Source organism: Streptomyces sp. NPDC003943, assembly GCF_053605265.1.
In genome coordinates this window covers 1-19,155 of record NZ_JBSGIW010000119.1, presented here as the reverse complement: position 1 = coordinate 19,155, position 19,155 = coordinate 1, and the positions used below count along the sequence as shown (strand labels likewise).

The following is a 19,155-nucleotide window of genomic DNA, read 5'->3' as shown; positions in this document are numbered from 1 at the left end:
GCTGGTTCTGCATGGCGAGAAGCTGATCGTGGCGCAGGTTCTCCATCACGAGCCGGGCGTCCTCGGGATGCCGGGCGAGCGAGAGCACCCCGCGACGGCCGGTCTTCGCGGGGGTGGGAGAGGTGGGAGTCGTGACAGACATGCGCTGAGAGTCGCGGCCGACCTGCTCTCTTGAGACCCCCTTGATCTCTACTTGACCAATAGATGACCAGAAGTGGCCGGACATGATCGATTTCATCTCAAGGGGTGGAAAGATGCCCGGGTGGATGTCGACGGACTCGATCACAGCGCACGGCTCGGCGGCTTCTTCGCGCTGCGCACCACCCCGCCCGCCCGGCCGGCCCCCGCCGCCCACCGCCCGCTCGCCGAGCTGTACGCCGGACACGACGACTCCCCGCTCACCGCGCGCGTCGACACCGTCGCCGCCCGCCTCGGGGTCACCGAGCGCCGGGTCGCCGCCTCCGTCGCCCAGCTCGGCCTCGCCGCCCGCCTCTGGTCCACCGCCCTCGGCCCGGCCGCCCTGCACGGCCGCTTCCCCGACCTCGCGCCCGACGCGCTGCACTGGGACGGCGCCCTCGCCTCGCCCGACGACCTCTGGTGGTCCGGCACGGCCACCCGCCCCGCGACCGTCGCCGAGCTGCGCGCCGCCGTCCACGAGGCCCACCTCGTTCCGCTGCACGCCGCCTTCGCCCGTGACGGCCGGATCTCCCCGCGCCTGCTCTGGGGCAACGCCGGCTCCGCGCTCGCCGGCGCGCTGCGCGAACTCCTCCGCTGGGCCCGTGCCCACGACCGTCCCGACGCGGCCGCACGCGCCGCCGCCCTGGTCCGGGGCCTCCTCGACCACCCCGACCTGGTCGGCACCCTCCGCGGCCCCGCCCTGCGCCGTACCAGCTGCTGCCTCTACTACCGCGTCCCGTCCGGCGGCGTCTGCGGCGACTGTGTGTTCGAACACCCTCCCCGTACGGGTTTGGAGCGGCGGCCCCCGGCTCCGTAAAGTTGCGTCTTTGTAAGTGCTGGAAATGCCGGAAGTACTGCAGGCGCGAGCGATCGAGGAACGACGAAGGCCATGACGGTGACCGAAGAGACCCAGTCCCAGGAGAACGGGTCCCAGGAGTACGGGCCGGGAATCGACCCCGAGCGCCTGGCCGTCTGCCTGAGCGTGCTCGACGAGCTCGACCAGCTGGACGTCGACCACCCGGACGCCATCACCGTCCGCCGTGCCACCGCCGGCATCTACCGGACCGTGAAGCAGCGCCGCCGCCAGGAGCGCCGGGCCGCCAAGACCGCCCACGACAAGGCGGTCACCGAGGCCACCGCGACCGGCTCCGCCCAGCGCATCGACGACGAGACCGAGGGCATCCTGCCGTCGTCGATCACCGAGGAGGGCAGGATCGCCGGCATACTCCAGCGCCCGCGCTCCTGCTACACCTGCAAGACCCGCTACGTCGAGGTCGACTACTTCTACCACCAGCTCTGCCCGGACTGCGCCCGCCTCAACCGGGACAAGCGCGACGCCCGCGCCGACCTGACCGGCAAGCGCGCGCTGCTCACCGGCGGCCGCGCCAAGATCGGCATGTACATCGCGCTGCGGCTGCTGCGCGACGGCGCCCACACCACCGTCACCACCCGCTTCCCCAAGGACGCCATCCGCCGCTTCAAGGCGATGGAGGACTCCGTGGACTGGATGCACCGCCTGGAGGTCGTCGGCATCGACCTGCGCGACCCGGCGCAGGCCGTGGCCCTCGCCGACCAGGTCGCCGACGCCGGCCCGCTCGACATCCTGGTCAACAACGCCACCCAGACCGTGCGCCGGCTGCCCTCCGCGTACGCCGCCCTGGTCGAGGGCGAGAGCGCGCCGCTGCCCGCCGGCGAACTGCCCGCGCACCACGTCATCGGCGCCTTCAACTCCGGTGCGGTCGACGGCCTGGCCGCGCTGCCCGTCGGCGTCAGCGGCCTCGACGCGCAGAAGGTCGCCGACCTCGCCCTCGTCGCCGGCAACGCCAGCATCGAGCGGCACCACGCCGGCACCGCCATCGACGCCGGCGGCCTGGTCCCGGACGTCGTGGAGTCCAACACCTGGGTGCAGACCATCGACCAGATCTCCCCGGTGGAGCTGCTCGAGACCCAGCTGTGCAACTACACCTCGCCGTTCATCCTGATCAGCAAGCTGCGTCCGGTCATGGCCGAGGCCGCCGCGAAGGCCGCCAGCAAGCGGGCGTACGTCGTCAACGTCTCCGCCATGGAGGGCGTCTTCGGCCGCGGCTACAAGGGTGCCGGTCACCCCAACACCAACGCCGCCAAGGCCGCCATGAACATGGTGACCCGGACCAGCGCCCAGGAGATGTTCGACGCCGACGGCATCCTCATGACCTCGGTCGACACCGGCTGGATCACCGACGAGCGTCCGCACTTCGACAAGCTGCGGCTCGCCGAGGAGGGCTTCCACGCCCCGCTCGACCTGGTCGACGGCGCCGCCCGGGTCTACGACCCGATCGTCCGCGGCGAGCAGGGCGACGACGTCTACGGCGTGTTCCTGAAGGACTACAGCCCCGGCAAGTGGTGACCCGATTCTGATCGATGATCGAGCGTTTTCGCTGGTGAGGCCCGGTAAACGGGCCACTGTCACTCGATCGCGTCACACTTTCGCGCCCCATAGAGCGCTGAGGCGCTCATCTGGTTAGTCTGATGTCCACGGTCGGCCATCCGAGGTTTCACCGAACCTCCACGGCCGGCCGGGGGACTGGCCTGCCACCAAGGCCGCGGTCCCGCCCGAAAGAACGGCGCAACCGCGACCGAACGGCCTCAAGTCCCCATCGACACGCGACACGAAGGAGTGCGCGGTGACATCAGAACTGACGCAGCAGGAACAGCGCCCGGCCGAACCGACCGAGCGGAAGCGCCGGCCCGGAGAGCTGGGCAGCCTCGAAGTGTGGGCCCGCTCGGCCCCGATCCGCCTCGCCGGTTACGAGGACGACCTCGCCGAGCCGCACATCCTGCCCGGCATCGACTGAACCGCAACGACGCTTCGCCCCGTGCCCCCGGCCGAGCCCCCTCGGCCGGGGGCACGGGTATGTCGCCGGGGGCACGGCCGTGTCCGGAGCGGGGGCACCTCCCGGGGCGGCCTCAGTCCCGCTCGGCCGGCTCGCGCAGCCGTACCGGAGGCATGTACTCCCGCTGCAGCGTGCGGTGCCACCACGCCCCGGTCTCCCGCAGCTCCCGCCACGTCGTGTACCGGTAGCGGTAGAGCCGCGCCCGCACATGGGTCGGCGGCGCGTCCGGGAACGGGTTGTGGCGCAGCAGCCGCAGGGTGTCGCGGTCGCCGGCGAGCAGCCGCTCCACGAACGGCCCGAACCAGTCGCGGGCGTAGCCGGGGGAGAGCGCCGCGAACCACATCAGCCAGTCGAGCCGCAGATGGTACGGGGCGAACTGGCGCGGCAGCCGGCGCGGGTCGCCCGGCTTGCCCTTGAAGCCGTACTCCCGCCACACCGTGCCCGCGTGCGGCGCCGGGTCGTCCGTGCCCTCGACCGCGATCTCGTCGCGCACCCGGCCGACCGTGCCGAAGGCCCCGTACGTGTTGACCAGGTGCAGCGGGTCGAAGGACCGGTTCATCGCCTGGCGCCGGGAGATCAGGTTGCGCACCGGGTGCCGGCTCTGGACGAGGATCAGGGCCGCCGCCGCGCACACCACGACCACGTACCAGAGCGGCGCCTCGGGCTGCGGGTGGTCGTGACCCGAGACGAGCGAGCCGTCCAGGGCGGACAGGGCGAGGACGATGGTCAGCCAGTTCAGCCAGGCGAAGTTCCCGGAGAGCACCAGCCACAGCTGGGTCGCGATCATCAGTCCGGCCGCGACCGTCGCGACCGGCTGCGGCGTGAACAGGAGCACCGGCACGCCCAGCTGCACGACGTGGTTGGCGGCGCACTCGACCTTGTGCAGCGGCCGGGGGAGATGGTGGAAGAACCAGCTCAGCGGGCCGGGCATCGGCTGGGTCTCGTGGTGGTGGTAGAGGCAGGTCAGGTCCCGCCAGCAGGGGTCCCCGCGGATCTTGATCAGCCCGGCGCCGAACTCGACCCGGAACAGCAGCCAGCGCAGCAGGAACAGGACGATGATCGGCGGGCCGGTGTCGTCGTTGCCGAGCAGCACGGCGAGGAAGCCGGTCTCCAGGAGCAGTGACTCCCAGCCGAAGGAGTACCAGGTCTGCCCCACGTTCACGATCGACAGGTACAGCGCCCAGGCCAGCAGCCACAGCAGCATAGACACGGGGAGCGGCACCGCGTCGCCCGCGCCCGCCACCAGGGCGAGGGCCAGGGCGGCGCCGCCCCAGGCGACGGTCGCGAAGAGCCGGTCGGAGTAGCGCCACTGGAACAGGCTGGGCGCCCGGCGGGCCGGGACCCGGAGCACGAACTCCGGCACGGGCAGCATCCCGCGCTCGCCGATCAGCGCCCGGAACTGGAGCGCCGCCGACAGGAACGCGACGAGGTAGAGCCCGGCGAGCCCCCGCTGGAAGACGATCCGGGTCAGCCAGTAGTCGGGGGCCGTGAACCAGTCCATCGCCCGCGGTCAGCGCGGCCGGTCAGCGCTTCCGGTCGTCGTCGTCCGCCGTCCGCTCGCCCTCGGCCTGGGAGGGAGTGGTGCGGGTGACCTCGGCGTGGACGTGCGCCTTCTGCGTCGCGTCCATGTCCTCGTCGAGGCGCTCGCCCTCGGCCTGTGAGGGGTTGGTGTACTCGTCGTACTGGCTCATGGCCGCCTCCTTCGAGGAGCACGGGTGAGTACAGAAAGAGCGTAGCTCCGATCGGTCCCCGGGGAGCGCCTCGGCGGGACCGGCGGCCCGGCGCGCGACCAGATCGGCGAGGGTCCGGCCGAGTATGCGGGCGTACGCGTGCTGCAGCCGCCGTACGACCGGGCCGCCGAGCCGGGTGTACCAGGCGGCGGCCCGGCTGAACGCGGTCACCGTGAACCACACCGAGCCGTCCTCGCGCAGGTCGACCACGAAGGACTCCTCGCCGCACTCCGGGTGCCCGGTCCGCGTGCCGTACGCGAAGCCGGTCTCCGACGCGGTGTACGTCGTCCATATCACCTGGCACGGCGCGGTGAACCGGACCGGGCCGAAGCCCAGCGACACCTCCAGGGTCACTCCCGGCTCGGCGCGGCCGGCCGCGCTCGTCACCCGGGCGCCGGTCGCCCGGTGCATGGCCCAGGTGGTCACGGCCTCGCCCGCGGCCAGGTAGGCGGCCCGGCCCCGGCCGACCCGGACGGTGTGGTGCAGGTGGTGGTAGCCGGCAGCAGGCAGCGGGCCGGTGCGGGTGGCGCCGACCTCCGCGTAGTTCGGCCCGGTGGTGGCGTGGTCGGAGAGGCTGCGGATCAGGCGGGTCATGCCGGGGACTCCGTTCGGCGGGCGGGGACGGTGAGGGCGGTGGCGGTGGCGGTGGTGAGGGTGACGGTGGTGGCGGCGACGCTGGTGGCGGTACGGCGACGGGCGGCCGGATTGCCGGCCGGCGCGGTCGTTCGGGGACGGCCGGCCGGGTCACCTGCCGGGGCGGCGGTACGGGTTCGGCCGAGGCGGCGCCAGGCGAGCAGCGAGCAGACCGCGAAGCCGAGCGCGTTGCCGAGGCCGTGCGTCGCGGCCATCCAGCTCAGGCTCGGGTGCGGGATCCCGGTCGCCTCGCCGAGCGCCCAGCTCAGCGCGAGCAGCATCGTCGCCACCAGGACCGCGGCCGAGACCCCGAGCAGCGCCCGGGTCACCGGATCGGGGGAGGCGGGCCGCAGCTCGCGCCAGGTGGCGAGGGCGACGGCCCACATGCCCGCGGTCAGGACGAGGGCGCCGGCCAGCTCGGCCCAGTCGTCGACGAAGTAGCCGAGCAGCACGAGCAGGGTGCCGAGCGGCACGCTCAGCGCCGCGAAGCGGGTCGCCCGGCTGTCCGTCGCACGGCAGACCAGTCCCGCGACGAGCGCGGCGGCGAAGCCCGCGAAGTGGAAGTGGGGCACGGTCAGGGCCAGGATGCCGAGCTCGAAGCCGAACAGCTCGTGCCCGCCGCGCTCGGCGACGAGCGCGAGGCCCGCGACGGCCGGGGTCGCGAGGGCGGTGAGCGCGGCGACCTCGGCGGGAGCCAGGCTCCGCGTACGGGCGAGGCGGGCCGGGGCGTGCAGGGCGAGGGCCAGGGTGCCCAGGGCGTAGACGCCCGCCAGAGCGGCGGCGAGCGGCGAGCGCGGGAGCCAGAGCGAGACCGCGCCGGGAGCGGCGAGCAGCGGCCAGAGCCGGCCCAGCAGCCGCAGGCTGCCCGGCGGCGAGTCGTCCAGGAGCCGGAGCCCGACCGGGACCACGGCGAACATCCCCAGCATCACGATCAGTCCGACGAGCACGGACATGGCACCGGCACCCCCCTGTTGAACACGTTCAACCCTTCGTCCGGTGAGCGTAGAGGTTTCCTTGAACGCGTTCAAGTGCTGGGGTGCGGAGTGATCCGCGGCCGGTCCCCCGGGCGACCGGGGCCGGATGGACGCGCCCCGATTGCGGCATCCCGGGCCCTGCGGCAGACAGGAAGGAACGATCAACGGCAAGGACGAGGTGGGAGACCCCGTGCGCGACGCAACCAGACGACGGCCCTCGCGGCCCCCCACCGTCCCGTACGTCCTCGCCGCGCTGGCCTCGGCCGCGCTGCTCGCCGGCTGCTCCCTGCGCGGCGACACCGGCGAGCCGGGCGCGGAGCAGTCAGCCGCCCCCGCCGTCGCCCGTGAGGTGCTGCTCCAGCCGGCCGGCAGCCAGGGCCCCGCCCCCTTCACCGCCTCCACCGCGCAGGAGGGCGCCCCCGCCGGCACTGGCGCCTCGCCCGCCACCGGCGTCGACGGGCCCGCGCCGGCCGGCCGCGCGCTCACCGGCGCCACCCCGGGCCTCTACGGCGGCACCCGCTCCGTCGCCAGCTGCAACGTCCAGCAGCAGATCGCCTTCCTCACCGCCGAACCCGCCCGCGGCCGCGCCTTCGCCGAGGCCGCGGGCATCCCCGAGGCCAACCTCGCCGGCTGGCTGCGCGGCCTCACCCCGGTCCTCCTGCGCGCCGACGCCCGGGTCACCAACCACGGCTACCAGGGCGGCCACGTCACCACCTTCCAGTCCGTGCTCCAGGCCGGCACCGCCGTGCTCGTCGACCGCTACGGCACCCCGCGGGTCCGCTGCGCCTGCGGCAACCCGCTGCGCTCCCCGGCCGCCGCCCCGGGCGCCGTCCACACGGGCCAGCCCTGGCCCGGTTACCGCCCCGACCGGGTCGTCAGCGTCACCCCGACCAGCACCGTCGTCACCAGCCTGGTCATCGTGAACGCCGCCGACAACACCTGGATCGAGCGGCGCACCGGCAGCGACGGCGACGCGGACCGCAGGCCCGACGTGCTCCCGCCCTGCGACCCGGCCTCCTGCGACATCGTCACCGCACCGCCCGCGCCGCTGCCGGACAGCCCCACCGCCCCGCAGCAGCCGCCGAACCCCACGAACCCCACGCACCCCGGCACCCCGACCGGACCGTCGCCGGACCGGGTCGCGCCCGACCCCGTCAGCCCGGCGCCGGACGGCGGCAGGACCGTACCGGCACCGGACACGCCGAACACGCCGGACACCCCGAACGCGCCCGTCGGGCCCGACGCGCCCGTGGGCCCGGACCTCCCCGCCGTACCGGACGTGCCGGACGGTCCGAGTGACCTCCCGATCCCCGAGCCGCCGCCCTCCTCCGACGACCTGTTCCCGGCCGACACCGGACCGCGGCAGCAGCCCGACACCTTCCAGGGCTGACCGGCCGGCCCGGTGCGAGCCTTCACTCGAATGTTGTTGCGAAGCTGTTCCGATCTACGTCGTGCGCTCGGCCGGGCCTGCGCCTAGCGTGGCCCCATGAGCGCGGGAAGACCGGGTGGGGAGGCGGCCGAGCGATGCCGCTGCGAGGCGGGACCGGCGGGACAGACGTGCTGCTTCCTGCACGAGTTCGGCCAGGAGTTCCGGATGGGCAGCTTCGACTGGGACCTGGTCAGCGGCCGGATGACCATGGACGAGGGCGCCCTGAACGTCTTCGACATGGATCCCGGCGACTACGACGGCCACCCCGCCACCCTCGGCTCCCGCGTGCTGCCCGACGAGGGCCGCCGGCTCGACACCCTGGTGGCCCAGGCGCTCAAGGACGGCAGCGACCACTACGGCGCCTACTTCCGGATCCGCACCCGGGCCGGTTCCCAGCGCTGGACCCACACCCAGGGGCTGGTCCGGCGCGACGGCACCGGCCGCCCGGTCCGTATCGTCGGCATCATCCGCGACGCCTCCGACGAGCTCACCGAGTCCGCCGCCCGGCTCGGCCTCGACGAGGGCCGCAGACAGCGCACCAGCGTCGTCGAGGGCACCACCGCCGCGCTCGCCCACGCCCGCACCGTCCAGGACATCATCGACCTGCTCGGCGACTCCCAGGGCCTGGAGTACTTCGGCGCCGCCAGTCTCGTCGTGGGTCTCATGGAGGCCGGCCGCATCCACCTGGTCGCCGAAGGACGGGAAGGCGCGTTCGTGCCCGGCACCCGGTTCACCCGGGTGGACGAGCCGTACCCGATGAGCGAGGTCATCCGCACCCTGCGCCCCCGTTTCATCGAGTCGCCCGAGGACTTCGCCGCCTCCTACCCGATCCTCTGGCCGCACATCAGCGGCCTCGGCATCACCTCCGCGGCCTACCTCCCGCTCATCGCCCAGGCCCGCCCCATCGGCGCCCTCGGCCTGCTCTACAGCGACCGCACCGGCTTCAGCGCCGACGAGCGCAACCTGCTCGTCGCGCTCGGCAGCTCCATCGCCCAGAGCCTCCAGCGGGCCATGCTGTACGAGCAGGAGCACGACCTCGCCGAGGGCCTCCAGCAGGCGATGCTGCCGCGCCGGATCCCCGAGGTGCCCGGCGCCCAGATAGCCGTCCGCTACCGCTCCGCCCGCTTCGGCCGGGACATCGGCGGCGACTGGTTCGACGTCATCCCGCTGCCCGGGGGCACCTCACAGACCGCAGGCGCCGGCGGAGGCCGGGTCGCGCTCGTCATCGGCGACGTCCAGGGCCACGACACCCACGCCGCCGCCGTCATGGGCCAGCTGCGGATCGTGCTGCGCGCCTACGCGGCGGAGGGCCACACCCCGGCCGCCGTGATGGCCCGGGCCTCCGTCTTCCTCCACGAGCTGGACACCGACCGCTTCGCCACCTGCACGTACGCCGAGGCCGACCCGGCAACCGGACTCGTCCAGATCGTCCGCGCCGGCCACGTCGACCCGCTCGTCCAGGACGGCGACGGCACCGCGCACCGCGTCCCCGTCGAGGGCGGACTCCCGCTCGGGCTCTCCGCCGAGTTCGGCCGCCTCGACTACCCCGTCACCACCCTCGAACTCGACCCCGGCAAGACCCTGCTGCTCTACACCGACGGCCTGGTCGAGAAGCCGGGCGCCGACCTCGACGAGGGCCTCCAGTGGCTCTCCTCCCTGGTCAAGCGCGGCCCCAGGGACCTCGACGAACTCGCCGACCACCTCTGTGAGGTCGTCGACGAGCGCGGCGGCGAGGACGACGTCGCCGTCCTGCTGCTCCGCCGCGAGGGCGCCTACCCGGACCGGGCCGGCGGCCGGCTCCAGCAGCACGTCGGCCAGAACGACCCCGAGGCGCTCAGCTCCGCCCGCCACATGATCCGCGCCGCCGTGCGCGCCTGGGGCGGGGCCGGCCGCTCCTTCGAGATCGAACTCGTCGCCGACGAGCTGACGACCAACGCGCTCATGCACACCGACGGCGGCGCCATCGTCACCCTGCGGATGCTGCCCGCCCCCGAACGCCGGCTGCGCGTCGAGGTCGAGGACCGCTCCAGCGCCCTGCCGCGGCGCCGCGAGGCCGGCGACTCGGGCGTCTCCGGCCGCGGGCTGCTGCTCGTCGACAGCATCTCCGACGCATGGGGCGTCGAACCGCGCGGCAGCGGCAAGTGCGTATGGTGCGAGTTCGTCATCGAGCAGCCCGAGGAGTGACCGGGCGGGGCCCGGATCCGCGCACGGGCCGCGGCTCCGACGGGCGCCCGCCCCGCCCGTACGGCAGGGTGGGGGCATGCCCGAGCTGCCCGAGGTCGAAGCCCTCCGCGAGTTCCTCGACGAGCACCTCGTGGGCAAGGAGATCGCCCGCGTCCTGCCCGTCGCGATCAGCGTGCTCAAGACGTACGACCCGCCGGTCACCGCGCTCCACGGGGCGCGGGTCACCGGCGTCGCCCGGCACGGCAAGTTCCTCGACATCGCCACGGAGGGAGCCGCCGGGGGCGGACCGGGGGAGCTGCGCCTGGTCACGCACCTCGCCCGGGCCGGGTGGCTGCAGTGGAAGGACGTGCTGCCGTCCGGGCCGCCGAAACCGGGAAAGGGCCCGCTGGCGCTGCGCGTCGCGCTGACCGGCGGTGACGGCTTCGACCTCACCGAGGCGGGCACCACCAAACGGCTCGCGGTGTACGTGGTCCGCGACCCCGCCGACGTGCCCGGCATCGCCCGCCTCGGCCCCGATCCGCTCGCCGAGGACTTCGACCTCGCCGCCTTCACCGCTCTCCTGGCGGGCGAACGGCGCCAGATCAAGGGCGCGCTGCGCGACCAGAGCCTCATCGCGGGCATCGGCAACGCGTACAGCGACGAGATCCTGCACGCGGCGAGGATGTCCCCGTTCAAGCCCACCCAGAACCTGACCGCCGAGGAGACCGCCGGCCTCTACGAGGCGATGCGCACCACCCTCGCCGAGGCCGTCGACCGCTCCCACGGGCTCGCCGCCGGCCGGCTCAAGGCCGAGAAGAAGAGCGGACTGCGCGTCCACGGCCGCACCGGCGAGGCCTGTCCGGTGTGCGGGGACACCATCCGCGAGGTCTCGTTCAGCGACTCCTCGCTCCAGTACTGCCCCACCTGCCAGACCGGCGGGAAGCCGCTCGCCGACCGGCGCCTGTCCAAGCTGCTGAAATAGCCCCGTTTCCAGGAACGGCCGCCCGCGTAGACTCCCGGGCATGCTGCGCGTACTGGCCGTCGACGACGAAGCGCCGGCCCTCGGTGAACTCCTCTACCTCCTGCGGGCCGACCCGCGCGTGCGCGCCGCCGAGGGCGCCGCCGACGCCACCGAGGCGCTGCGCCGCATCGGCCGGGCCCTCGACGCCGGACCGGACCGCGACGACGGCGACGGCATCGACGTCGTCTTCCTCGACATCCACATGCCCGGGCTCAGCGGGCTCGACCTGGCCCGGCTGCTCGGCCGCTTCGCCCGGCCGCCGCTCATCGTCTTCGTCACCGCCCACGAGGGCTTCGCCGTCCAGGCGTTCGACCTGGAGGCCGTCGACTACGTGCTCAAGCCGGTGCGCCGGGAACGGCTCGCGGAGGCCGTGCGCCGTGTCCACGAGCTCGTCCACGCCTCGTCCGCCGCCCAGAAGGCGCCCGCGCCCGAGCAGATCCCGGTCGAACTCGGCGGCGTCACCCGCTTCGTGTCCGTCGACGACATCGCGTACGTCGAGGCGCACGGCGACTACGCCCGCCTGCACACCGACCAGGGCAGCCACCTCGTCCGCATCCCGCTCTCCACGCTGGAGGAGCGCTGGGCCGCCCGCGGCTTCGTCCGCATCCACCGCAGCCACCTCGTCGCCCTCGGCCGCATCGACGAACTCCGCCTCGACGGCGGCGCCACCTCCGTCCGCGTCGGCACCGCCGAACTCGCCGTCTCCCGCCGCCACGCCCGCCAGCTGCGCGACCTGCTGATGCGGCGGGCGGGCGGCTGACCACGGAAGACGCCCCCTACCGCGCCGGTCTGCCGCTGCGTAGACTCACGGGCCCCGACCGATCATGACCGACCGTGAGCTGCCGATGTCCGAGCACCCTCCCCCGCGCCGGCCGCGCCGCGAGACCGTCACGTACGCCTCGGCCGTCGGCGGCGGGTCCGTGCCCCGGCCCCGGACCCGGCCGCAGCACCCGCCGGCCCGCTCCGAGATCAGCGAACAGACCACCCTCGGCCACACCTACGTCCGCTCCCTGATGCGCAGCCAGCTCCGCGCCGCCCTCATCGGCCTCGGCTGGCTCGCCCTGCTCGTGGGCTCGCTGCCGCTGCTGCTCGCGCTGCCCGCGCCCGAGGCCGCCGTGTGGCTCGCGCTCGGCATCGGCGTCCACCCGGTGGTGTGGGCCGTCGCCCACTGGTACGTGCGCCGCGCCGAGCGCAACGAGCGCGACTTCACCGGCCTCGTCGAGCGGTGAGCCCCCGTCCCGGACGAGGGCACGCGTGAACCACAGCTACGCGATCGCCGCCGTCACCGCCGTCGCCCTCGCCACCGTCCTCATCGGCGCCCTCGGCCTGCGCATCTCCCGCACCACCTCCGACTTCTACGTGGCCTCCCGCACCGTGGGCCCCCGCCTCAACGCCGCCGCCATCAGCGGCGAGTACCTCTCCGCCGCCTCCTTCCTCGGCGTCGCCGGACTCGTCCTGCTGCAGGGCCCGGCCATGCTCTGGTATCCGGTCGGCTACACCGCCGGCTACCTCGTGCTGCTGCTCCTCGTCGCCGCCCCGCTGCGCCGCTCCGGCGCGTACACCCTCTCCGACTTCGCCGAAGCCCGGCTCGAATCGCCGCACGCCCGCCGGGTGGCCAGCCTCTTCGTCGTCGGCATCGGCTGGCTCTATCTGCTGCCGCAGCTCCAGGGCGCCGGGCTCACCCTGGAGATCCTCACCGGCGCCCCCGACTGGCTCGGCGGCCTGGTCGTCGCGCTCGTCATCACCGGCATCGTCGCCGCCGGCGGCATGCGCAGCATCACCTTCGTGCAGGCCTTCCAGTACTGGCTGAAGCTGACCGCCCTGCTGGTCCCGGCCTTCTTCCTGATCGGGGCCTGGTACGGGGACGGCGCCCCGCGCGCCCACTTCGACGCGCCCGCCGTCATCCGCGCGCACACCGCGGCGCGGGTCGCCGAGACGGTACGGATCGAGGTCGCCGCCCCGGTCACGCTCACCGTCACCGGCCGCGTCGACGAGCGGACGTACGAGCGGGCCACGGTCACCCTGCAGCCCGGTGAGCACCGGGTGGAGCGGGGCACCGAACTCGCCTTCCCGGCGGGGGCGCGGGTCCCGGAGCGGGCCTCGACGGACGCCGACCCCCTCGGCTGGTCGCAGCCGCTCGCCGGCGGCCGCGACGGTCACCAGCTGTACGCCACGTACGGACTGATCCTCGCCACCTTCCTCGGCACCATGGGCCTGCCGCACGTCGCCGTGCGCTTCTACACCAGCCCGAACGGCCGGGCCGCCCGCCGCACCACCCTGGTGGTGCTCGGCCTGGTCGGCGTGTTCTATCTGCTGCCGCCGCTCTACGGGGCGCTCGGCCGGATCTACGCCCCCGAACTCGCCCTGACCGGCGCCGCCGACGCCGCCGTGCTCGTCCTGCCGGAGCGGATGCTCGGCGGAGTGCTCGGCGACCTGCTCGGCGCGCTGCTGGCCGGCGGGGCCTGTGCGGCCTTCCTGTCGACGGCCTCCGGGCTGACCATGTCGGTCGCCGGGGTGCTCACCCAGGACGTGCTGCCCACGCGGGGCGCCTTCCGCAGCGCTGCCCGGGGTGCCGCCCGGGGCGTCTCCCGCGGCGGGGTGCGGCACTTCCGGCTCGCCACCCTCCTCGCCACCGCCGTGCCGCTGAGCGCCGGGATCGTCGCCACCGACGTGCCGGTCGCCGACGCCGTCGGACTCGCCTTCGCCGTCTCCGCCTCCTCCTTCTGCCCGCTGCTCGTGCTCGGCATCTGGTGGCGCCGGCTCACCCCGCCGGGCGCCGTCGCCGGACTCCTCCTCGGCGGCGGCTCGGCCCTGACGGCCGTGACGGCCACCCGGGCCGGACTCGCCCCCGCGGGCTGGCCGCACACCCTGCTCGCCTGGCCCGCCGTCTGGTCGGTGCCGCTCGGCTTCCTCAGCATGATCCTGGTGTCGCTCGCCACCCCGCGCCGCGTCCCGGCCGGCACACCCCGCATCCTGGCCCGGCTGCACCTGCCCGAGGAGTTCAGCGGCAAGCCACAGCCGGGCGAGACGGGCCGGGGGTCCGCCCGGCCGGAGGCCGGGAGAGGGGCCACTCGGTGACCGCCGTCGTCCTGGCCGCGGCCGGCGCCGTCGGCGCCGCGCTGCTCACCGCCGGGGTCGTCCTCGGCCGGATCACCGCCCGGCGCGGGCGGCGCGCCGCTGACCTCGCCTTCGGCACCCCCGTCGAACGCGCCACCTTCCACACCCTGCACACCGCCTCGCTCGCCGCGCCCCCGCTGCGCGCCGGACTCACCGAGGAGACCGCCGGCAGGGCGGCCGGACGACTGCGCTCCCTGCTCGGCACCGAGGCCCTGTGCCTCACCGACCGGGCCGCGGTCCTCGCCTGGGACGGCCCCGGCGAGGCACACCACTGCGAGCACGTACGGGAGCTGGTCCGCGAGACGCTCGACACCGGCCGCAGCCGCTCCGCGCACACCGAATGCTCCGACGACGACTGCCCGCTGCGCTGGGCCGTGATCGCACCGCTGACGGGCGAGGAAGGCGTGCTCGGCGCGCTCGTGGCGTACGGCTCGCGCGAGTCGGCGGTCCTGGTGCGGGCGACGACCGAGGTCGCCCGCTGGGTCTCCGTCCAGCTCGAACTCGCCGAGCTGGACCGCTCCCGCACCCGGATCGTCGAGGCGGAGATACGGGCGCTGCGCGCGCAGATCTCCCCGCACTTCATCTTCAACTCCCTCGCCGCCATCGCCTCGTTCGTCCGCACCGACCCGGAGCAGGCCCGCGAACTCCTCCTGGAGTTCGCCGACTTCACCCGCTACTCGTTCCGCCGGCACGGCGAGTTCGCCCAGCTCGCCGACGAACTGCGGGCCATCGAGCAGTACCTGGCGCTCGCCGGGGCCCGCTTCGGCGACCGGCTCAAGGTCACCCTGCAGATCGCGCCCGAGGTCCTTCCGGTCGCGCTGCCGTTCCTCTGCCTGCAGCCGCTGGTGGAGAACGCGGTCAAGCACGGCATGGAGGACTCCGCCGAGGGCTGCCGGGTGGTGATCGCGGCACGCGACGCGGGCGCGGAGGCCGTGGTCACCATCGAGGACGACGGCGTGGGCATGGACCCGGAGGTGCTGCGCGCCGTCCTGCGCGGCGAGCGGCCCTCGGCCGGCGGCATCGGTCTGTCCAACGTGGACGAGCGGCTGCGTCAGGTGTACGGGGCGGAGCACGGCCTGGTCATCGAGACCGGGATCGGCGCCGGCATGAAGGTGACGGTCCGGATACCCAAGTACCGGCCGGGAGTCCACCCCGCCCGCTGAGCGGTCAGCACAGGTGCAGCGCCAGATGCCCGAGGGCGACGCCCAACTGCCAGGCGGGCAGCCACACCTGGCGCTCCTCGTCGATGCCGCGGGGCCCGGCGAGCCCGGCGAGGCCCGCGAGGTCGGCGGCGCGCAGCTCGGTCGCCCGCAGCCGGCGCCAGGTGTCCCGGGCGAGGTCCAGATCCGCGCCCGGCACACGCGCCTCGGCCTCGGCGAGCCGCTCCTCGACCCACGCGGACCACGGATGGTCGTGGGCGGTGCGGCGCAGCCAGCCGTCCGTCCCGGCGCCGTCCCCGCCGGCCCGGGACAGCAGGATGGTCAGTGCCAGGGTCTGCACCCCGGCCCGGAACTCCAGCGAATCCGGCGCGACGAGCCCGCTGGCGCGCAGCAGGTCGTCGGCGACGTACTCGGCGCACAGCCAGTCCATGGGGATGCTTTCGGGCAGCACCGTTTCCACCTTCTCCCGGATGTCCTGGACGAGGCCCCGACACCGAGCCTGCTCCGAGAACGGCACGCGCGGGGCGCACTTGGCTCAACTGGCCCGTCCCGATTCGGATACGGATCCCGGCCGCATCGGTGCAGGTGGGAGCCGTGTGACGGGAGTGGGGTCGGGTGCAGGGGAGGTGGCGGTGACTCAGCCGAGCAGCGCGTAGACGGCCGTCGCCCGGGCGGCGAGCTCGTCCGTGCCGTCGGCGGTCATGGTGATGTCCGCGAACGCCATCCGCTTGCCGGCCTTGGTGAGCCGGGCGTGGACGAGGACGTCCGTGCCGAGCACCGCGCGCTGGAAGCTGATCGACTGCTGGACGGTGGTCATGGGGACGAAACCGCCGCGGGCCGCGGCCACCGCGATCACGGTGGCGGTGTCGGCGGCGGCCATCAGCGCCTGGCCGGAGAGCCCGCCGCCCTCCCGGGCGAGCCGGTCGGACCACGGGAGCCGGAGGACGGCCTGGTGGCCCTCGGTGTCGACGGAGGCCACGGAGAGCCCCAGATCGAGCACCCAGGGGGCGAAGTTGTCGGCGAGGACCTTTTCGGCGGCGGCGAGAGTCAGCGTCACGGAGGTCATTGTGGGGCGGGGGCCGCGGGCCGGGCAACGGCCTCGCCGCCACCGGCCGGGTGCCGGCGCGGCCGGTAGCCGGGCAGCCGGTGGCCGAGCTGGCGCAGCGCGTAGTGCGAGCGGGACTTGACGGTGCCGGCCGGGATGCCGAGTTCGGCGGCGGCCTCGCTGACGGTCAGGCCGCGGAAGTAGAGCCGGAAGAGCACCGCGCGGTGCTCCGGGCTGAGGCCGCGGACCGCGGCCCGGACGTCGAGCGCGGCGTCCCGGGACTCCGTGGTGTCGGCCGGGTCGGCGGTGAGGGCGAGCAGCCCGTCGCCCGTCTCGGTGGGCCGGGCGAGCCGGTGGCGGCGCGCGTCGATGGCGAGCCGCCGGGCCACCGTGAACAGCCACGGCCGCATCGAGTCGTACGCGGAGTCGAACGCCTCCGGGTGCTGCCAGGCCCGGACCAGGGTCTCCTGGACCAGGTCCTCGGCGCGCTGCCGGTCGCCGTGGGTCAGTCCGAGCAGGAACGCGAGCAGCGCCTGGCCGTGCTCACGCTGGAGCTCCCTCAGGTCCCGCTCGTCCGTGGTTGCCGTCGCCGTCGTCATGTGCCGTATCGGAACGCATCCGAACGGTGACGGACAGGGATCGGGCAAGGGTCTGCGACGAACGGTCGCGCTGAGCGGCGAATGGCACGACGAACGGTCGGGCCGACGGTCGAACGGAAGCCTTGCGTCCGATTCAGCGGGTTTGCTGCGAACTGCGGCATTGACCCTTGACTGCGGCTTTTCCGCAAGGTGAATTCGGCTGAACAGATGTTCATCCTACGAACCAGCGGAGCCGGCAGATGACCTCACGCACCCGACCCGGCGCGGCGGCCCTCGCCGTCGCCCTGCTCACCGCGGCCACCGGCTGCGCCGTCACCGCCCACACCCCCGACCGCGGTCCGGGCACCCCCGGCCAGAGCCGGGCGCCGCATCGGCCCGCCGTGTCCGGGGCGGCGTCCGCGCCGGTCCCCTTCACCCTCGTCGCCTCCGGTGACGTCCTGCCGCACGACTCGATCATCCGCCAGGCCGCCGCCGACGCCGGCGGCGCGGGCTACGACTTCCGCCCCATGCTCTCCGGCGTCAAGTCCGTCGTCTCCCAAGCCGATCTGGCCATCTGCCACATGGAGACCGTGTACGGCGAGGACGGCGGCCCGTTCACCGGCTACCCCGCCTTCAAGTCGCCACCCGAGGTCGCCGCCGCCCTCAAGGCGACCGGCTACGACTCCTGCTCCACCGCCTCCAACCACTCCCTCGACGACGGCGCCGACGGCCTGCGCCGCACCCTCGACGCGCTCGACAAGGCGGGCGTGCGGCACGCGGGCTCCGCCCGTACCGCCGCCGAGGCGGCCCGGCCCACGCTGCTCAAGGCCGGGCGGGCGACCGTGGCGCAGCTCGCCTACACGTACGACACCAACGGCTATCCGCTGCCCGAAGGACAGCCCTGGGCGGTCAACCTGATCGACGAGCACAAGATCGTCGAGGACGCCCGGGCCGCCCGGAAGGCCGGCGCCGACGTCGTGGTCGTCTCCATCCACTGGGGCACCGAATGGCAGACCGCCCCCGACGAGCGCCAGCTCACCCTCGGCCGCGCGCTCACCGCCTCGCGCACCGGGGACCGGCCCGACATCGACCTGATCATCGGCACCCACGCCCACATCCCCCAGGCGTACGAGAAGGTCAACGGCACCTGGATCGTCTACGGCATGGGCGACCAGATCGCCGGCGACATGATCAACTACGAGGGCGCCCACGACCGGCGCGGCAACATGGGCACCCTGGCCCGCTTCACCTTCGCCCCGCCGGCCGCGCCCGGCCACCGCTGGGAGGTCGCCAAGGCGGAGTTCGTGCCGCAGTTCTTCGACACCGCCCGCGGCCGGGTGGTGAACCTCAACGCCGCCGTCAAGGAGGGGCAGGGCCAGTACGCCGAGACCCGGGACGCCATCCGCGAGACCGTCCTCGGCCGGGGCGCCGCCCACGACGGCCTGGTCATGGGGGAGTAGCCCCGGGAAGGCGTGCCGGGGACCTGCTCACGGCACGACGGTGACCGGCCAGCGGCCCGCCTTGACCAGCCGCACCGCGACCGAGCCGATGATGCGGTGGCCGGCCGACTCCGAGGCGCCCACGACCACCGCGTCCGCCTTCAGCTCGTCGGCGGCCGCCACCAGACCCGCGTACGCGTCCCCGGGGAAGGTGTGGAACTCCCAGCGCACCTGCCAGGTGTCCTTGACGTGGTCGACCGCCTTCCGGATGTCGGCCACCAGGCCCTCGGCGATCTCCTCCGTGGTGCCGGCGACCGGCGCGCCGAGCGCCGCGCCCGCCGCGAGCACGGGCTGGACGTAGACGAGGGCGAGGAGCGCGTGCTGCCGCCGCGCGAGCCCCGCCGCGTAGGACGCGGCACGCATCGAGGACGCGGAGCCGTCGAGCCCGGCGACGATCACCTTCGGGCCGTCCGTGCCCCGTTCGAAACCACTCACCCTTCGAGGTTATCGGCTCATCAGGTGTTTTCGGTCGGCGGGCCGGTGTCGCTGCGCGGCCCGGGCCGTCCACCGTTCGCACTATTGGTCATGAAAAAGGATGAGACGACCACCGGGCGCCGGTCGCTGCTCCGCCTCGCCGCCGCCCTGGGTGCCACCGCCGCCGTCGGGGTCTTCGCCACGGACCGCCTGACCGGCTCCGACGCCGCCACCACCGCCACCGGCGCCGGCCCGGCCGGGCCGGCCCCCACCCCGGCCGCGCGCACCCCACCCCGCGCCCCCGGCCCCCCCGCCCCCGCCCGCGCCCCGGCGCGCGCGCAG

16 protein-coding genes and 3 pseudogenes are annotated in these 19,155 nt (G+C 74.2%); 12 read left to right on the top strand and 7 right to left on the bottom strand.

What is annotated here, in order from left to right; all coding sequences use genetic code 11:
- Positions 1-262 precede the first annotated feature (262 nt).
- The 3 genes from ACWEV0_RS32635 (at position 263) to ACWEV0_RS32625 (ending at position 3,011) form a co-directional block, all read left to right on the top strand.
- Positions 263-994 (top strand): (2Fe-2S)-binding protein, encoded by a 732-nt coding sequence (locus ACWEV0_RS32635; protein WP_453153335.1) that lies wholly within the window; start codon positions 263-265, stop codon positions 992-994.
- A gap of 72 nt (positions 995-1,066) precedes the next feature.
- Complete coding sequence (locus ACWEV0_RS32630; protein ID WP_453153334.1) at positions 1,067-2,563, top strand: SDR family NAD(P)-dependent oxidoreductase; 1,497 nt, start codon at positions 1,067-1,069, stop codon at positions 2,561-2,563.
- Positions 2,564-2,840: 277 nt separating this feature from the next.
- Positions 2,841-3,011: a hypothetical protein gene (locus ACWEV0_RS32625; protein WP_451609497.1), complete on the top strand. Its 171-nt coding sequence runs from the start codon at positions 2,841-2,843 to the stop codon at positions 3,009-3,011.
- Between the two features lie 112 nt (positions 3,012-3,123).
- Here the strand turns inward: ACWEV0_RS32625 and ACWEV0_RS32620 are convergent, their stop codons facing one another.
- The 3 genes and pseudogenes from ACWEV0_RS32620 to ACWEV0_RS32610 all read right to left on the bottom strand — a co-directional run.
- Complete coding sequence (locus tag ACWEV0_RS32620) at positions 3,124-4,551, bottom strand: lipase maturation factor family protein (protein ID WP_453153332.1); 1,428 nt, start codon at positions 4,549-4,551, stop codon at positions 3,124-3,126.
- Between the two features lie 283 nt (positions 4,552-4,834).
- Positions 4,835-5,374, bottom strand: a pseudogene (locus ACWEV0_RS32615) (DUF1990 family protein); the annotation flags it as partial.
- A gap of 182 nt (positions 5,375-5,556) precedes the next feature.
- Positions 5,557-6,366: pseudogene (locus ACWEV0_RS32610) on the bottom strand (YndJ family protein); the annotation flags it as partial.
- 211 nt (positions 6,367-6,577) lie between these two features.
- Between ACWEV0_RS32610 and ACWEV0_RS32605 the strand changes: the two are divergent.
- The 7 genes from ACWEV0_RS32605 (at position 6,578) to ACWEV0_RS32575 (ending at position 15,280) form a co-directional block, all read left to right on the top strand.
- On the top strand, positions 6,578-7,777 hold the full coding sequence (locus ACWEV0_RS32605; protein ID WP_453153331.1) for a DUF6777 domain-containing protein: 1,200 nt from the start codon (positions 6,578-6,580) through the stop codon (positions 7,775-7,777).
- Between the two features lie 204 nt (positions 7,778-7,981).
- Positions 7,982-10,000, top strand: a complete 2,019-nt coding sequence (locus ACWEV0_RS32600) for a SpoIIE family protein phosphatase (RefSeq protein ID WP_453153337.1) — start codon at positions 7,982-7,984, stop codon at positions 9,998-10,000.
- 76 nt (positions 10,001-10,076) lie between these two features.
- Positions 10,077-10,961 (top strand): Fpg/Nei family DNA glycosylase, encoded by an 885-nt coding sequence (locus tag ACWEV0_RS32595; protein WP_453153330.1) that lies wholly within the window; start codon positions 10,077-10,079, stop codon positions 10,959-10,961.
- A 40-nt stretch (positions 10,962-11,001) separates the two neighbouring features.
- Positions 11,002-11,760 carry a LytR/AlgR family response regulator transcription factor gene (locus ACWEV0_RS32590; protein WP_453153329.1) on the top strand — a complete coding sequence of 253 codons (759 nt, stop codon included), beginning with the start codon at positions 11,002-11,004 and terminating at the stop codon, positions 11,758-11,760.
- Positions 11,761-11,845: 85 nt separating this feature from the next.
- Positions 11,846-12,229, top strand: coding sequence for a hypothetical protein (locus ACWEV0_RS32585; protein WP_453153336.1), 384 nt, complete (start codon positions 11,846-11,848; stop codon positions 12,227-12,229).
- A 25-nt stretch (positions 12,230-12,254) separates the two neighbouring features.
- Positions 12,255-14,078 carry a sodium/solute symporter gene (locus ACWEV0_RS32580; RefSeq protein ID WP_453153328.1) on the top strand — a complete coding sequence of 608 codons (1,824 nt, stop codon included), beginning with the start codon at positions 12,255-12,257 and terminating at the stop codon, positions 14,076-14,078.
- Positions 14,075-15,280: a sensor histidine kinase gene (locus ACWEV0_RS32575; RefSeq protein WP_453153327.1), complete on the top strand. Its 1,206-nt coding sequence runs from the start codon at positions 14,075-14,077 to the stop codon at positions 15,278-15,280. The genes ACWEV0_RS32580 and ACWEV0_RS32575 overlap by 4 nt, the downstream gene beginning before the upstream one ends.
- A 4-nt stretch (positions 15,281-15,284) precedes the next feature.
- Here ACWEV0_RS32575 and ACWEV0_RS32570 read toward each other — a convergent pair whose 3' ends face one another.
- The 3 genes from ACWEV0_RS32570 to ACWEV0_RS32560 all read right to left on the bottom strand — a co-directional run bounded on the left by ACWEV0_RS32570 (position 15,285) and on the right by ACWEV0_RS32560 (position 16,921).
- Positions 15,285-15,728 (bottom strand): hypothetical protein, encoded by a 444-nt coding sequence (locus ACWEV0_RS32570; protein ID WP_453153326.1) that lies wholly within the window; start codon positions 15,726-15,728, stop codon positions 15,285-15,287.
- A gap of 186 nt (positions 15,729-15,914) precedes the next feature.
- Positions 15,915-16,334, bottom strand: a complete 420-nt coding sequence (locus ACWEV0_RS32565) for a PaaI family thioesterase (RefSeq protein WP_403790091.1) — start codon at positions 16,332-16,334, stop codon at positions 15,915-15,917.
- A gap of 5 nt (positions 16,335-16,339) precedes the next feature.
- Positions 16,340-16,921 (bottom strand): sigma-70 family RNA polymerase sigma factor, encoded by a 582-nt coding sequence (locus ACWEV0_RS32560; protein ID WP_453153325.1) that lies wholly within the window; start codon positions 16,919-16,921, stop codon positions 16,340-16,342.
- A 239-nt stretch (positions 16,922-17,160) separates the two neighbouring features.
- Between ACWEV0_RS32560 and ACWEV0_RS32555 the strand changes: the two genes are divergently transcribed.
- Positions 17,161-18,360, top strand: a complete 1,200-nt coding sequence (locus ACWEV0_RS32555) for a CapA family protein (protein WP_453153324.1) — start codon at positions 17,161-17,163, stop codon at positions 18,358-18,360.
- Between the two features lie 27 nt (positions 18,361-18,387).
- On the opposite strand, the gene ACWEV0_RS32550 is transcribed toward ACWEV0_RS32555, so the two are convergent.
- A complete protein-coding gene (locus ACWEV0_RS32550) occupies positions 18,388-18,834 on the bottom strand; it encodes a universal stress protein (RefSeq protein WP_453153323.1) in 447 nt (148 codons plus the stop codon).
- A gap of 90 nt (positions 18,835-18,924) precedes the next feature.
- Here ACWEV0_RS32550 and ACWEV0_RS32545 point away from each other — a divergent pair.
- Positions 18,925-19,155 (top strand): annotated as a pseudogene (locus tag ACWEV0_RS32545) (polysaccharide deacetylase family protein); the annotation flags it as partial.

Coding starts and splice junctions, on each gene's coding strand:
- ACWEV0_RS32630 (WP_453153334.1), top strand. CDS start 1,067: ATGACGGTGACCGAAGAGACCCAGTCCCAGGAGAACGGGTCCCAGGAG.
- ACWEV0_RS32620 (WP_453153332.1), bottom strand. CDS start 4,551: ATGGACTGGTTCACGGCCCCCGACTACTGGCTGACCCGGATCGTCTTC.
- ACWEV0_RS32600 (WP_453153337.1), top strand. CDS start 7,982: ATGGGCAGCTTCGACTGGGACCTGGTCAGCGGCCGGATGACCATGGAC.
- ACWEV0_RS32595 (WP_453153330.1), top strand. CDS start 10,077: ATGCCCGAGCTGCCCGAGGTCGAAGCCCTCCGCGAGTTCCTCGACGAG.
- ACWEV0_RS32590 (WP_453153329.1), top strand. CDS start 11,002: ATGCTGCGCGTACTGGCCGTCGACGACGAAGCGCCGGCCCTCGGTGAA.
- ACWEV0_RS32585 (WP_453153336.1), top strand. CDS start 11,846: ATGTCCGAGCACCCTCCCCCGCGCCGGCCGCGCCGCGAGACCGTCACG.
- ACWEV0_RS32560 (WP_453153325.1), bottom strand. CDS start 16,921: ATGACGACGGCGACGGCAACCACGGACGAGCGGGACCTGAGGGAGCTC.
- ACWEV0_RS32555 (WP_453153324.1), top strand. CDS start 17,161: ATGACCTCACGCACCCGACCCGGCGCGGCGGCCCTCGCCGTCGCCCTG.